The sequence below is a fragment of the Phreatobacter sp. GW821-FHT04C01 genome, from assembly GCF_059420385.1.
This window is the reverse complement of sequence record NZ_JBWKTP010000001.1, coordinates 1,293,461-1,306,848: the sequence shown is the minus strand read 5'-3', so window position 1 is coordinate 1,306,848 and position 13,388 is coordinate 1,293,461. Positions and strand designations below refer to the sequence as shown.

General features: G+C 67.3%; 12 protein-coding genes. 8 read left to right on the top strand and 4 right to left on the bottom strand.

The window, feature by feature from the left end:
- The first annotated feature begins 93 nt into the window (after window positions 1-93).
- The 5 genes from AC07WJ_RS06115 to AC07WJ_RS06095 all read left to right on the top strand — a co-directional run bounded on the left by AC07WJ_RS06115 (window position 94) and on the right by AC07WJ_RS06095 (window position 5,134).
- Window positions 94-1,281 carry an extracellular solute-binding protein gene (locus tag AC07WJ_RS06115; protein ID WP_494933617.1) on the top strand — a complete coding sequence of 396 codons (1,188 nt, stop codon included), beginning with the start codon at window positions 94-96 and terminating at the stop codon, window positions 1,279-1,281.
- Between the two features lie 8 nt (window positions 1,282-1,289).
- On the top strand, window positions 1,290-2,306 hold the full coding sequence (locus tag AC07WJ_RS06110; RefSeq protein WP_494933616.1) for a Gfo/Idh/MocA family protein: 1,017 nt from the start codon (window positions 1,290-1,292) through the stop codon (window positions 2,304-2,306).
- Between the two features lie 10 nt (window positions 2,307-2,316).
- The gene (locus AC07WJ_RS06105; RefSeq protein WP_494933615.1) at window positions 2,317-3,333 is read left to right on the top strand and encodes a Gfo/Idh/MocA family protein; all 1,017 of its coding nucleotides are present in this window, start codon (window positions 2,317-2,319) and stop codon (window positions 3,331-3,333) included.
- Window positions 3,334-3,458: 125 nt separating this feature from the next.
- Window positions 3,459-4,736 carry a peptidase T gene (gene pepT, locus AC07WJ_RS06100; protein WP_494933614.1) on the top strand — a complete coding sequence of 426 codons (1,278 nt, stop codon included), beginning with the start codon at window positions 3,459-3,461 and terminating at the stop codon, window positions 4,734-4,736.
- Complete coding sequence (locus tag AC07WJ_RS06095; RefSeq protein WP_494933613.1) at window positions 4,733-5,134, top strand: MmcQ/YjbR family DNA-binding protein; 402 nt, start codon at window positions 4,733-4,735, stop codon at window positions 5,132-5,134. Before pepT ends, AC07WJ_RS06095 begins: the two co-directional genes overlap by 4 nt.
- A gap of 110 nt (window positions 5,135-5,244) precedes the next feature.
- On the opposite strand, the gene AC07WJ_RS06090 is transcribed toward AC07WJ_RS06095, so the two are convergent.
- From AC07WJ_RS06090 to AC07WJ_RS06080, 3 genes are read right to left on the bottom strand one after another with little or no spacing between them, the layout of a single operon-like run.
- Window positions 5,245-6,087, bottom strand: coding sequence for an ABC transporter permease (locus AC07WJ_RS06090; RefSeq protein WP_494933612.1), 843 nt, complete (start codon window positions 6,085-6,087; stop codon window positions 5,245-5,247).
- A 5-nt stretch (window positions 6,088-6,092) separates the two neighbouring features.
- Window positions 6,093-6,989: an ABC transporter permease gene (locus AC07WJ_RS06085; protein WP_494933611.1), complete on the bottom strand. Its 897-nt coding sequence runs from the start codon at window positions 6,987-6,989 to the stop codon at window positions 6,093-6,095.
- 8 nt (window positions 6,990-6,997) lie between these two features.
- Window positions 6,998-8,065: an ABC transporter ATP-binding protein gene (locus AC07WJ_RS06080; RefSeq protein WP_494933610.1), complete on the bottom strand. Its 1,068-nt coding sequence runs from the start codon at window positions 8,063-8,065 to the stop codon at window positions 6,998-7,000.
- A 524-nt stretch (window positions 8,066-8,589) separates the two neighbouring features.
- On the opposite strand from AC07WJ_RS06080, the gene AC07WJ_RS06075 reads away from it, so the two are divergent.
- Window positions 8,590-9,300 carry a GntR family transcriptional regulator gene (locus AC07WJ_RS06075; protein WP_494933845.1) on the top strand — a complete coding sequence of 237 codons (711 nt, stop codon included), beginning with the start codon at window positions 8,590-8,592 and terminating at the stop codon, window positions 9,298-9,300.
- A 40-nt stretch (window positions 9,301-9,340) separates the two neighbouring features.
- Entirely contained in the window at window positions 9,341-10,522 is a 1,182-nt protein-coding gene (uxuA, locus tag AC07WJ_RS06070; protein ID WP_494933609.1) for a mannonate dehydratase, read from the top strand.
- 31 nt (window positions 10,523-10,553) lie between these two features.
- Here uxuA and AC07WJ_RS06065 read toward each other — a convergent pair whose 3' ends face one another.
- Window positions 10,554-11,738 carry an AGE family epimerase/isomerase gene (locus AC07WJ_RS06065; protein WP_494933608.1) on the bottom strand — a complete coding sequence of 395 codons (1,185 nt, stop codon included), beginning with the start codon at window positions 11,736-11,738 and terminating at the stop codon, window positions 10,554-10,556.
- 110 nt (window positions 11,739-11,848) lie between these two features.
- Between AC07WJ_RS06065 and AC07WJ_RS06060 the strand changes: the two genes are divergently transcribed.
- Entirely contained in the window at window positions 11,849-13,045 is a 1,197-nt protein-coding gene (locus AC07WJ_RS06060; protein WP_494933607.1) for an ABC transporter substrate-binding protein, read from the top strand.
- Window positions 13,046-13,388: the final 343 nt, after the last annotated feature.

The following is a 13,388-nucleotide window of genomic DNA, read 5'->3' as shown; positions in this document are numbered from 1 at the left end:
CACTAGTATATCAGACAACCGGGCCGCCGCGTCGGATGACGCGGATCCAAGGGCCCGGACGTCATCAGGTGGAAACGGACAGGAACAACCACAATGCTAGGGATCACGCGGCGCCAGGCGCTCGCCGGCATGGCCGGCACCATGACACTCCCCTCGATCGAGGCCTTGGCCGCCAGCCTGCCGCTGGCCTCGTCGCCGGTGACGCTGAACATCGTCGATGTCGCCGGCAATCTGCAGCTGACTCAGGCCGCCCTCGAAAAATTCGCCCGCGAAAACCCCAGGATCGTCTCGCGCCTGATCTTTTCGCGCGCGCCCTCGCCCGAACTGCCAGCCAAGCTGAAGGCGCAGCAGCAGGCCAATGCGGTCGATATCGACCTGGTCCTGACCGGCCCCGGCGCCATGTCCGACGGCATCACCCAGGGGCTCTGGATCGAGGTCTGGAAGGACTATGCCGAGGAAATGCCGAAGCCCGAGGAGATCTATCATGAGAGCGCCCTCATGATGCAGCGGAACTTCGGCCAGACCGCCGGCGTCGCCGTGGTCTATTCGCCGTCCGGCCCGCTGTTCGAATATGCGCCCGACCGGGTCAAGACGGTTCCGAAGAATGCCGACGAGCTGCTCGCCTGGGTGAAGGCCAATCCGGGCCGCTTCTGCTACGCCCGCCCGGTCAATTCCGGCCCCGGCTGGACCTTCCTGATGGCTATGCCCTACATCCTCGGCGACAAGGACCCGTCCGATCCGATCAATGGCTGGGACAAGACCTGGGCCTATCTGAAGGAGCTCGACAAGGGCATCGAATATTACCCGCCCGGCACCACCGTCACCATGAAGGAGCTCGCCGAAGGCAGCCGCGACATGATCGTCTCGACCTTCGGCTGGGACATCAACCCGCGCGCGCTGGGCGTCGTGCCGGCCGAGGTCAAGACCTTCGCGCTCGACGGCACGCATTGGGTGCCCGACACCCAGTTCATGTGCGTCCCGAAGGGCGTGCCGACGCCCAAGGTGGCGGCCCTGCTCCGCCTGATGTCCTATATGCTGAAGCCAGAGCAACAGGCCTATACCTATGACAAGGGCTATTTCTATCCGGGCCCGGCGGTGAAGAACGTGCCGCTGAGCGCGGCGCCCGCCGAGAGCCGCGCCGTGCTCGCCGAATTCGGCCGGCCGGAATATGAGGCGCTGATCGCCAAATATCCGGTCGAGGCGCCGCTGAAGCCGGCGGCACTGGTCGCCGCCTTCGAGAAATGGGACCGCGAGGTCGGCGGCGCCAAGCGACGGGGCTGAGCCTGACCATGCGTTTCGCCGTTATCGGGATCGATCACCGCCATATCTACCACATGATCTCCGGGCTGATCGAAGCCGGCGCGACCTGCGCCGGCTTCGATCCCGCGACCACCGACCAGCGGGTGCTGGAGGGCTTGCGCGAGCGTTTTCCCGGTCTTGCCGAAGTGACTGACCGCCGGGTCTTCCTCGAAGACCCGGCGATCGACCTGATCATCACCGCCGCCGTGCCGGCCGAGCGCGCCGGCATCGCCGTTGCCGCCATGCGCCACGGCAAGGACGTGATGGCCGACAAGCCGGGTATCACCTCGTTCGAACAGCTGGACGCGGTCCGGCGCGTCGCCGCGGAAACCGGCCGGATCTTCTCGATCTGCTTTTCCGAGCGCTTCATCGTGCCGGCGACGACGGTCGCGCAGAACCTGATCGCGGACGGCGCGATCGGCCGGGTGGTGCAGACGCTCGGGCTCGGGCCGCATCGGCTGAACCGGGCGATCCGCCCGTCCTGGTTCTTCGACGCCGCCCATTTCGGCGGTATCCTGGTCGACATCGCCTCGCACCAGATCGACCAGTTCCTGACCTTCACCGGCTCGGCAGACGCAACCGTCGCCTCCAGCGCCATTGGCCATTTCGGTGTGCCCGACCTGCCCGATTTCCAGGATTTCGGCGAGGTGCTGCTGCGCAGCGCCCATGCCACCGGTTATGTCCGCGTCGACTGGTTCACCGCCGACGGCTTGCCGACCTGGGGCGATGGGCGGCTGGTGATCCTCGGCACCGAGGGCACCATCGAGCTGCGCAAATATGTCGACATCGCCGGCCGGCCGGGCACCGACCACGTCTTCCTGGTCGACCGTCACGGCACCCGCCATATCGACGCCTCGCGCGAGCCGATCACCTATTTCCGCCGCTTCCTGGCCGATTGCCGCGACCGCACGGAAACCGCCATGGCCCAGGCCCACGTCTTCACCGTCAGCCGCCTGGCGCTGGAAGCCCAGGCCGGCGCGGTGGTGCTGAATATCAGGCCGAACTGAGGACATTCCGATGACCAAGACCGGTATCGCCATCGTCGGCCTCGGCCCGGCGTCGCTGCCCCATGCCAAGAGCCTGATCGATCTCGCCGACCGCGTCGACGTGCGCTGGGCGGTGAGCCGCAGCGAACAGCGCACCCAGGCCTTTGCCGGCCAGTTCCCCTTCCCCGTCACCACCGACATGGCAAAGGCGCTGGCCGATCCGGCGGTTCAAGCCGTGCTGGTGCTGACCCCGGCCAATGCCCATGGCAGCGTGGCCGAAGCCTGTTTTGCCGCCGGCAAGCACGTGCTGCTGGAAAAGCCGCTGGACACCACGCTCGAGCGCGCCGGGGCGATCGTCGCGGCCGGCCGGCGGTCGGGGCGCAAGCTCGGCGTCGTGCTGCAGCATCGCTTCCGGCCGGCGAGCCTCAGGTTGCGCGAGATCCTGGCCGAAGGCGGCCTCGGCACGATCGAGGCGGCCTCCCTCACCGTGCCTTGGTGGCGGCCGCAAAGCTATTACGATGCCGAGGGCCGCGGCACCTTCGCCCGCGACGGCGGCGGCGTCTTGATGTCGCAGGCGATCCACGCCCTCGACCTGTTCCGCTCGCTGCTCGGCGTCGACACGGTGGTGGCCTCCCAGGTCCGGCGCACCAGCCTGCACCGGATGGAGGCCGAGGACCACGTCACCGCGCTCCTGACGCTCCGGGGCGGCGCGCCGGCATCCCTCGTCGCGACGACATCGGCCTATCCCGGCTCCGCCGAAACGATGCAGATCATCGGCGCGACCGGCACGGCGACGCTTGCGGGCGGCGGCCTGACGGTCGGCTATCTCGACGGCCGCACCGAAGAGATGGCGCCCGAGGGCAATTCCGGCGGTGGCGCCGCGATCATGGATTTCCCGCATGACGCTCACCGGGCGCTGATCGCCGACTTCCTGGATGCCATCGCCGGGGGACGCGACCCGCGCGTGACCGGCGAGGAGGCGCTGGCGACCCAGCAACTGATCGCCGACATCATCCGCGCCGATCCGAGCTGCAGCCAGCCGGTCTGACCGGCAAGGGCGCCCCCCGGCCGTCCTTGTCTTGGCGCCGCCGTCGTTTCGGGTAGAAGGTTCGCGGACCCGGTTCGCGGCGATCACGACCGACGCCGTGGTCCTGCGGATCGAACGGAGCCGGCATGAGCATTCGCGAGCAGTTGATCGAGCGGTTCTTCCGCTATCTGGCGATCGAGAGCCAGAGCGACGCCAAAGCGGCGACGCTGCCGAGCACGCCCGGCCAGCAGCGGCTGGCCGACCTGCTCGCCGAGGAGTTGCGCGGCCTCGGGCTCGAAAACGTGGTCGTCGACGAGCACGCCACCGTCACCGCGCTGAAGCGGGGCAATAGACCGGGCGCGCCGAAAATCGGCTTCATCGCTCATCTCGACACGGTCGATTCGGGCCTCTCGCCGGTGATCCGGCCGCAGCTCCTGCGCTTCGAGGGCCATGATCTCTGCCTCAACCGGCAAGACGACATTTGGCTGCGCGTGGCGGAGCATCCCGAAATCCTGCCCTGGCTCGGCGCCGATATCATTGTCGGAGACGGCACGAGCGTGCTCGGCGCCGACAACAAGGCCGCCATCGCCGCGATCATGACGCTTCTGGCGGATCTCGGGCCCGGAGATGGCCATGGCGACATCCTGGTCGCCTTCGTCCCCGACGAGGAGATCGGGCTGCGGGGCGCCAAGGCGCTCGACCTCGCCCGTTTCGACGCCGATTTCGCCTATACGATCGACTGCTGCGAACTCGGCGAGGTGGTGATCGAGAACTTCAACGCGGCGGGCGCCGAAATCGTCTTCACCGGCGTCAGCGCCCATCCGATGTCGGCCAAGAACGTCCTGGTCAACCCTTTGCTGATGGCGCTCGATCTCGTCGCCATGTTCGACCGCGCCGAGACGCCGGAGCGCACCGAGGGGCGCGAGGGTTATGTCTGGTTCACCGGCATGACCGCCGATGCCGGCGAAGCGCGCCTGAAGGTCATGATCCGCGATTTCGACAAGACCCGGTTCGAACAGCGCAAGCAGAGCCTCGCCGCGGCGGCGGAGACCATCGCCGCGCGTTATCCGACCGGCCGGGTCGACTGCCGGATCACCGACACCTATGGCAATATTCTCGACAGCCTGGGCGACGACCGCCGCTCCGTCGACCTGCTGTTCGCCGCGCTGGCGGCGCTCGACATCGAGCCGAAGCAACTGCCCATGCGCGGCGGCACCGACGGCGCGGCGCTCTCCGCCCGTGGCCTGCCGACACCGAACTTCTTCACCGGCGCCTATAATTTCCACTCGCGTTTCGAGTTCCTGCCCGTGGCCGCCTTCGAGCAGTCGTGGCAGGTGGCGCGCAGGATCTGCCTTTTGGCGGCCGAGACGGGCGGCGCTCCGGGTCGTGCCGCCGCTGTCGCGCCGCGGGATGAGCGGCGATGACCCGCGAAGATTTCGATCTGTTGTGCGGATCGCTCCCCGCGACGACCCGCGTCATCCAATGGGGCGGCGCGCATGTCTGGAAGGTGGGCGGCAAGGTCTTCGCCTTGGCCGGGCCCGCCGGCGCGATCACCTTCAAGGCAAGCGACATGACCTATCAGCTGCTCCAGGACCATCCGGGCCTGCGGCCGGCCCCCTATCTCGCCTCGCGCGGCCTGAAATGGCTGCAGCACTATGCCGAACCCGGCCTGCCCGACGAGGCGCTGGCCGACTATCTGCGCCATGCCTACGCGATGGTGGCGCGCGCGCTGCCCAAGAAATTGCGCGCCGAACTCGGATTTGATGACGCGCCGAAGACGGTTCCGGCGGCCCGGCCCAAGTCTCGACGCGCGCGCGGCTGAGCAAGACTGCAGCCCCGGCATAGCCAGCCCCGGAAGCAGAACACTCGCCCATGAAAAACCCCGGCGGGTGAACCCGCCAGGGCTTTGTTTCAGCACAAGATGCTCCGGTCTCAGGTCGTCTGTTGCTGTTTCGCCCGCGCGACGATCTGGGTCGGGTTGACGAAGCGCAGAGCGATCAGGAGCCAGATCAGCGTCGAGATCATGTAGACCACGGCCATGGCGTCGATCGACTGCACGGCGCGCACGCCCGAAGCGAAGACCGAATAATAGAGCGCCACGACGAGTGTCTGGCTGGTCGGTCCCGAGGTCAGGAAGGTCAGCTCGAACATGGCGATGGTGCGCACCAGCACCAGCAGCAGGGCCGCCAGGATGCCGGGCAGCAGCATGGGCAGCAGCACGTGGATGAACAGCCGGAAGGTGTCGGCGCCGAACACCCGGGCGGCGGCTTCCACCTTCGGGTCGATCTGCTCGATGAACGGGATCATCACCAGGATGACGAAGGGCACGGTCGGCACCAGATTGGCGAGCACCACGCCCCAGAACGTGCCGCCGACGCCGGCCTGGTAGAGCACGGTTGCCAAGGGAATGCCGAAGGTGATCGGCGGCACCAGCAAGGGCAGCAGGAACAGCAGCATCACCGCCTTCTTGCCGGGGAACTCCCGGCGCGCCAGGGCATAGGCCGCGGGCACGCCGATGATGCCTGAGAGAGCCACCACGGTGAAGGCGATCTGCAAGGTGACGATCAGCACGTCGTGGAGCTGGAACTCGGCCCAGGCGGCGAAATACCAGCGCGTGGTGAAGGCCGCCGGCAGCCAGGTGCCGAGCCAGCGCGTGCCAAACGACGACAGGACGACCGTGGCGATCACGGCAAGCAAGTTGAGGACGAAGAAGCCGACGATCACCCAGACGGCGGTGATCCAGAGCTTGGCTCCGATCGTGGTATCGCGGATCATGATCGTCAGCCCTTTCCGCCCGATGTGGCGCCCCGGTAGAACAGGCCGCGCAAGGCCAGCACGCCGATGACGATGGCCAGCTGCACCGCGGCCATGATCATCGCGATGGCCGAGGCCATGGAGTAGTCATATTGCTCGAAGGCCGCCTGATAGGCCGCGATCGAGATGACCCGCGTCGGGCCCGCCGGCGCGCCGAGCAGCACGGCGGATGGGAACACCGCGAAGGCCTGGACGAAGGACAGGCAGAAGGCGATCGCCAGTCCCGGGATCAGCAGGGGCAGCAGCACGAAGCGGAACCGCTGCCAGCTCCTGGCGCCATGGGTGGCGGCCGCCTGTTCCAGCGCCGGATCGATGCCGGTGACATAGGACAGCGTCAGCAGGAAGGTGAAGGGAAAACCGGTGATGATCAGCGAGGCGAAGACACCCCAGTAATTGTTGGTCAGCTTCACCGGCCGGTCGATCGCGCCGATCAGCATGAGGGTACGGCTGAACCAGCCCTGCGGCCCGAGATAGTTGAGCAGGCCTTCGGCGACCAGCACGGTGCCGAGCGTCACCGGCAGGACCAGGATGGTGGTCAGCAGCCGCTGATGGCGCATCAGGCGCACGCGGAAGGCGATCGGGATCGCCACCAGCAGGCTGATGATGGTCACCGGCATGGCGAGCTTCAGGGTCGTCCAGATCGTGTCGTAGAGGAACGGATCGGCGAAGAACTTTTGATAGTTCGCCAGCAGGCCGCCCTCGCGCGGCGTGAACGACAGAAGCAGGCCATAGAGGAACGGATAGACGAAGATCGCCAGCACGAAGAGCACGGCCGGCAGGATGAGAAGCGTGATGCCGTCGATGCCGCGCAGCGCCAGGCGCTGGCGGAAACCGGGGCTGTCGGCGTGATCGGAGTGAGCCATGACGAGCCTCACGCGCCGAAGACGAGGGCACGGTCGGGATCGACCGTGAGCGAGACGGAGCTGCCGATCTCGGCGCGCCGCGGCGCGTGGAAGATCAGTTCGAGGCCGTCGGCGGTGCGCGCGGTTCCGACGAATTCCCGGCCGCGATATTCGATCGTCTCGACGGTGGCGCCGATCGAATTGGCCCCGCCGGAGCCGGCCGCCACGTCGTCGGGCCGCGCCGCGATGACGGCGGAAGTCCCTTCGGCGAGATCGGCGCGCAGATGGCCCGACAGCGTGGTGCCGCCGACCGACACCGTGGCACGCGTCCCGTCGCGCGCGGTGACCTTGCCGGTCAGCCGGTTGCGGAAGCCCATGAATTCGGCGACGTCGAGATGGTCGGGCGCCTCATAGAGCTCGTGCGGCGCGCCGACCTGGCGGATCGAACCATCGCGCAGCACCACCACCCGGTCCGCCAGCGACAGCGCCTCGTCCTGGTCATGGGTGACATAGATGGTGGTGGCGCCGAGCTGGTTGTGGATGCGGCGGATTTCGGCGCGCATTTCCAGGCGCAGCTTGGCGTCGAGATTGGACAGGGGCTCGTCCATCAGCACCAAAGGCGGCTCGATGACGATGGCCCGCGCGATCGCCACCCGCTGCTGCTGGCCGCCGGACAATTGCCCGGGCAGCTTGTGGCCTTGCGATTCCAGGCGAACCAGGCCGAGCGCCTCCTCGACCCGCTTGTCGATCTCGGCCTTGGGCGTGCGCCGCATCTTCAGCCCGAAGCCGATATTCTGGCGCACCGTCATATGCGGGAACAGCGCGTAGTTCTGGAACACCATGCCGAAGCCGCGATCCTCGGGCTTCAGCTGATCGATGCGCCGGTCGTCGACATAGATGCCGCCGCCGGTGGTCGCCAGGAGCCCGGCAATGCAGTTGAGCGCCGTCGACTTGCCGCAGCCCGAAGGCCCGAGCAATGCGATGAACTCCCCCTTGGCGATCGTCAGCGTGACGTCCCGCAAGGCGTTGACGTTGCCGAACGCGCGGCTCACGCGATCCAGCCGGATTTCCTTGAAGGGGGACGAGGCGAGCAGCATCTGAGGAAACGTCCTGTTGTCGGGTCCAATGATGATGGCGGACATCGGTGCCGCGCCGAAGCGGCTTCGCGCCTTACGCGCGACCTGGTGATGATTGTTTCGATTGGGGGCCGGCTTCGCCGGCGCCGCCGTACAGCCGGCAATCGCCACTGGCCGGCGGGGGCGCATCACCCTTCGGTCCCTCGATCGCCTGTCGGTGCGGTTCGTCGCGCATGGGCTAGCGTTTCCTGGCCTTCATGAGGGCGATCCGACGAGCCCGTGTGACCCGGACCCTTGTCGATTTCAGATCGCATCTCAGGTTGATATACTAATCTATCAGATAGTCTTTGCAACCCGACCCATCCGTGACGAGCCCGGCACGATTGCCGCAGGCCCCCACTGGCCGTCCGGATCGGAGATCGCGACCGCTTGGTAGCTTGGCGCCGATCGAGAAACAATATATTAGTATGCAAAGAACATCAAAGCGGGGGCAAGCGCGCGTGGGCCTGTTCGAAAAATCGGATGAAAAAGCCGGCAGCCTCGCCATGCGGGGCGCGCCGCCACGCCCTTTGTCAGCCCAGCAGCGCAGTCCGGCGGTGAAACGCACGACCACCGCCACGGCGATCTACCGGGATCTTCACGCCGCGATGGTCTCGATGCAATTGCCGCCCGGCACGGCCCTCAATGAGAAGATGCTCACCGAGCGCTTCGGGGTCAGCCGCACGCCGGTGCGCGAAGCCCTCATCCGCCTGGTCGAGGACGGCCTCGTCGATATCTTTCCGCAGTCGGGCACCTTCGTCGCCCGTATCCCGGTCGGCCTGATCCCGGAAGCCGTGATCATCCGCCAGGCCCTGGAGGACGCCACCGTGTCGCGTGCGGCGGCTTCGGCAACGCCGGAGGATATGGCGCGGCTCGACGACATCCTGGCCCGCCAGAAATTCTTCGCCGGCCGCCAGGATCTCAACGCCTTTCACGAGGCCGACGAGGCCTTCCATGAGGCGATCGCCGCGATCTCCGGCCACCCCGGCATCTGGACCTATCTGAAGCCGGCGAAGATCCAGATCGACCGCTGCCGCCGCCTCACCTTGCCGGCGCTCGGCCGCATGGAATTCGTGCTGGGCGAACATGACCTGATCCGCAACGCGGTTGCGGCCCATGACGTGGAGGCGGCCCGCGCGGCCATGCACAAGCACCTCAGCGCGGTCATTCCCGACATTGATTCGTTGCGCAGCACCTTCCCGGACAGCTTCGTCTGACCGCCGGACATCACCAGAGATCTTCAGGAGAGCCAGCACGATGCGTCAGGGGTGGAGATGGTATGGCCCGCACGCCAATGTGCCGCTCGACGCGGTGCGCCAGGCCGGCGCGACCGACGTGGTGTCAGCCCTTCACGAGGTGCCGATCGGCCGCGCCTGGACCATCGCCGAGGTTGCCGCGCGCAAGGCCCTGATCGAAACCGCTCCTCCCGGCCGCTCCCAGCTGACCTGGTCGGTGGTCGAGAGCATCCCGATCCCCGATGCGGTCAAACGCCAGGGCGCCGCCGCGCGTGCCGAGATCGAGGCCTGGATCGCCAGCATGGAGGCGGTGGCCGCCTGCGGCATCAAGGTGATCTGCTACAATTTCATGCCGGTGGTCGACTGGACGCGCACCGATCTCGATCATGTGATCCCGACCGGCGCCACCGCCATGCGCTTCGACCAGGACCGCTTCGCCGCCTTCGACCTGCATATTCTCGCGCGTGACGGCGCCGAGAACGACTATTCGGCCGCCGACAAGGAGCGCGCGCGCCAGGTTCACGCGGCGATGAGCGAGGCCGACATCGCCGAATTGACCAACAATATCGCCAGCGCGCTGCCCGGCTCGACCACCGAGCCGCTGACCATTCCGGCCTTTCGCGACCGGCTGCGCGCCTATGCCGGCATCGATGCCGCGAAACTGCGCGGCCATCTGATCGGCTTCCTGGAGGCGGTGACGCCGGCGGCCGAGGCGCGTGGCGTCAAGCTGACGCTGCATCCCGACGACCCGCCGCGCTCACTGTTCGGCCTGCCGCGCATCGCCTCCACGGCGGACGACTATGCCGCCCTGTTCGATGCCGTGCCCTCGCCCGCCAACGGCATGTGTTATTGCACCGGCAGCCTCGGCGTGCGCGCCGACAATGACCTGCCCGCGATCGTCAGGCATTTTGCTCCGCGCATTCATTTCGCTCATCTCAGGGCGACCAAGCGCGAAGGCGACGGCCGCAGCTTCCATGAATCGGCGCATCTCGAAGGCGATGTCGACATGCTCGCCGTGCTGCGCGAGCTGGTCGCCGAAGACCGCAAGCGGTCGCCGGGCGAGACCATCATCTTCCGCCCGGACCACGGCCATCGCATGCTCGACGATCTCACCAAACAGGTCAGCCCGGGCTATCCGGCGATCGGCCGCTTGCGCGGCCTCGCCGAACTGCGCGGTATTCTCTATGCGCTGGGCGCGCTCTGACCCCACCTGGTCCGATCCGGGCCCGCGCCGGTCAGGCGCCGGTCCCGGCCGGTCCATGCGCCAGCACCTGGACCCGCGCTGCCTCGGCGAGGGCAAACATCAGGTGGTAGAGCACGCGCACGGGGATATCGGCCCGGATCGGCCGGCCCGCCGCGTCGAGCTGATTGAGCCAGCGGCCGGTGCGCGCGTCCACGTAGTGCCGGAAGATCAGCGTCAGCACCTGATCGATCCGGGGGCCTGTGCCGTCGTCGCGGCCGAACTCCTGCCGTGCGGCCAGCGCCTTCAGCAGCTCCGTCTGCGGCCAGAGCAGCTTGGTCGGCTTGATCACCGCGCCCGAGCGATCGACCTCGTCGAAGGCGGCCCCCGCCGGCCGGTCGGCCAGGCCATGGGCGCGGCCGAAGGCGAACAGCCGGTCCGCGAGGGCCAGCGCGCTGCCGTCGCCGCTGAGACGGGCATGGTGGTGAATCAGCCAGCACCATTCGAAATGATGGCCGGGTTCGCGGATGCGCCCGCTCAAACCGTCCGCCGGCCGCCAGTCTTCGGTGAAGAATTCGCCGAGCGAACCGGTCTCGTCATCGACCAGGCGTGTTCGCATCAGCTCGATCATGGCGGTCGCCCGGGCGAGCCAGGCACCAGCCGGCGCCACCTCCGCCAGGACCAGGAAGGCTTCGAGCAGGTGCATATGCGGGTTCTGCCGGCGCGGCAGCGATCCCAGCGTGTCCTCGGCGAAGCCGCCCGAGGCATGGGCGAGGCGCGTCTCGATGAAGCTGGCGACCTCATCGGCAACCGCCAGGGCCGACAGGTCGCCGGAGGCGCGAGCGAACCAGCCAAGACCGAACAGCACGAAGGCCAGGTCATAGAGATCGGCGCGGCCGTCGATCGGCGCTCCGCCGGCCGTCACGACATGGCGAAACTGGCCGTCCGGCCCGCGACAGCGATCGAGCAGGAAGCGCAGGCCGTGCCGTGCCGCCGCAAGTCCAGGCCCGGCCGGGTCGAGGCAATGCGCATGGCTGAACAGATAGATGAGCCGGGCCGTGACCAGGGTGGTGCGCCGATCGCCGAGGTCCGGCGTGCCGTCCGCCCGCATCAGCTCGACGAAACCGGGACGGTCGGGATCGACGACCAGGGCCGCCCAGACCGGAATCAGAACCTGCCCAAGCCAGGCCCCGACATCGCCCGGTACGCCCGCCGGCCCGCTGCTGTTCTGATCCGTCACCACGTCACTCCATTGCTGGCCGCAGGCCATAGCATCGAAACCGGAATTCTGCCCACGGGCAGGTCAATGGGGAAGCGCCAAGCTTCCGAACTGTGAAAGGGAACGACGCCATGGACATTTCAGACCGCGATTCATCCGTCTCGCGCCGCATCGTCGTCGGCGGCCTCGCCGGCGCGGCGGCGCTTGGCGCAACCGGCGCCCGCGCGCAGGCACCTGCCCTGCCGCGCTCGCCCATCACTCTCAACGTCATCGATGTCGGCGGCGCGCTGGCCCTGGTGCAGAAGCCGCTGGAGAACTTCCGCGCGGCCAAGCCGAACCTCGTCTCGCGAATGACCTTCACCAAGGCCCCTGCACCGGAACTGCCCGGCAAGATCAAGGCGATGCAGGATGCCCGGCGCGTCGATCTCGATCTGGTGCTCGGCGGCATGGACGTGCTCTCGGCGGGCATCGATCAGCAGCTCTGGGTGCCGCTTCTGCCGACCTACGCCTCGGTGCTGCCGAAGCCGGAGGACATCTATCTGAAGGGCGCGCTCGACAATCACAATCTCGGCCGCGGCTTCGGCATGTGCATGGTCTATTACCCCTCCGGCCCGCTGCTGGAATATCTGCCGGAACGGGTCAGGACGCCGCCGACGACCGCCGAGGAACTGCTCGCCTGGGCCAAGGCCAATCCGAACCGCTTCCTCTATGCCAGGCCCGCCAATTCCGGACCGGGGCGCACATTCATCATGGGCCTGCCCTATATTCTCGGCGACAGCGACCCGAAGGATCCGGTCAATGGCTGGGCCAAGACCTGGGCCTATCTGAAGGAGCTCGGCCGCTCGATCGAATATTATCCGACCGGCACCGGCGCGACGATGAAGGAGCTCGGCGAGGGCTCGCGCGACATGATCGTCTCGACCACCGGCTGGGACATCAACCCGCGCGTCCTCGGCATCGTGCCGAAATCGGCGGCGATCCAGACGCTGAAGGGCTTCCACTGGGTCTCGGACGCTCAGTTCATGTTCGTGCCGAAGGGCCTCTCCGACGAGAAGATGGCCGTCCTGCTCGAGCTGATCAAATGGGTGCTGAGCCCGGCGCAGCAGGCCTATACCTATGACGAGGGCTATTTCTATCCGGGCCCTGCGGTCAAGGACGTGCCCTTGTCCATGGCGCCGCCGGAAAGCCAGGCGGCGATCCGCGAATTCGGCCGGCCGGAATATGAAAAGCTGATCGCCGAAGTGCCGGTCGAGACGCCGATCAACCCTGACAAGATGGTGCTCGCCTTCCGCCGCTGGGACGAGGAAATCGGCTCGAAGCGGAGCTGACGGCCGGGACGGCCGTTGCACTGAGCCAACCCTCTCCCAGTGGGAGAGGGTGCCCGCGTCAGCGGGCGGGTGAGGGGTCGTCCATCTCCGGATGAGACGGTACGCTCGGCGAGCGTGGGGACCAATTCTGAGGGCTTACGCCCCTCACCCGGCGCCTGACGACGCCACCCTCTCCCTGCGGGCAAGCGTTCGCACACATCTTTCAGATGAGCCTGAACGCGTCGCCCTTCGAAGTTTAGTGCCGGAACCACCGCTCTTCACCTCTCCCCGGCGGGGAGAGGTCGGCCGAAGGCCGGGAGAGGGGGAATTGTATTTTCAGAACAACACCTTGCGCGTTTCGCAT

What these genes read in the sequence shown, in the direction of transcription:
- AC07WJ_RS06115 (WP_494933617.1), top strand. Translation starts at nt 94, where the DNA reads ATGCTAGGGATCACGCGGCGCCAGGCGCTCGCCGGCATGGCCGGCACC.
- pepT (WP_494933614.1), top strand. Translation starts at nt 3,459, where the DNA reads ATGAGCATTCGCGAGCAGTTGATCGAGCGGTTCTTCCGCTATCTGGCG.
- AC07WJ_RS06075 (WP_494933845.1), top strand. Translation starts at nt 8,590, where the DNA reads ATGCGGGGCGCGCCGCCACGCCCTTTGTCAGCCCAGCAGCGCAGTCCG.
- AC07WJ_RS06085 (WP_494933611.1), bottom strand. Translation starts at nt 6,989, where the DNA reads ATGGCTCACTCCGATCACGCCGACAGCCCCGGTTTCCGCCAGCGCCTG.
- AC07WJ_RS06090 (WP_494933612.1), bottom strand. Translation starts at nt 6,087, where the DNA reads ATGATCCGCGATACCACGATCGGAGCCAAGCTCTGGATCACCGCCGTC.
- AC07WJ_RS06110 (WP_494933616.1), top strand. Translation starts at nt 1,290, where the DNA reads ATGCGTTTCGCCGTTATCGGGATCGATCACCGCCATATCTACCACATG.
- AC07WJ_RS06105 (WP_494933615.1), top strand. Translation starts at nt 2,317, where the DNA reads ATGACCAAGACCGGTATCGCCATCGTCGGCCTCGGCCCGGCGTCGCTG.
- AC07WJ_RS06080 (WP_494933610.1), bottom strand. Translation starts at nt 8,065, where the DNA reads ATGCTGCTCGCCTCGTCCCCCTTCAAGGAAATCCGGCTGGATCGCGTG.
- AC07WJ_RS06060 (WP_494933607.1), top strand. Translation starts at nt 11,849, where the DNA reads ATGGACATTTCAGACCGCGATTCATCCGTCTCGCGCCGCATCGTCGTC.
- uxuA (WP_494933609.1), top strand. Translation starts at nt 9,341, where the DNA reads ATGCGTCAGGGGTGGAGATGGTATGGCCCGCACGCCAATGTGCCGCTC.
- AC07WJ_RS06095 (WP_494933613.1), top strand. Translation starts at nt 4,733, where the DNA reads ATGACCCGCGAAGATTTCGATCTGTTGTGCGGATCGCTCCCCGCGACG.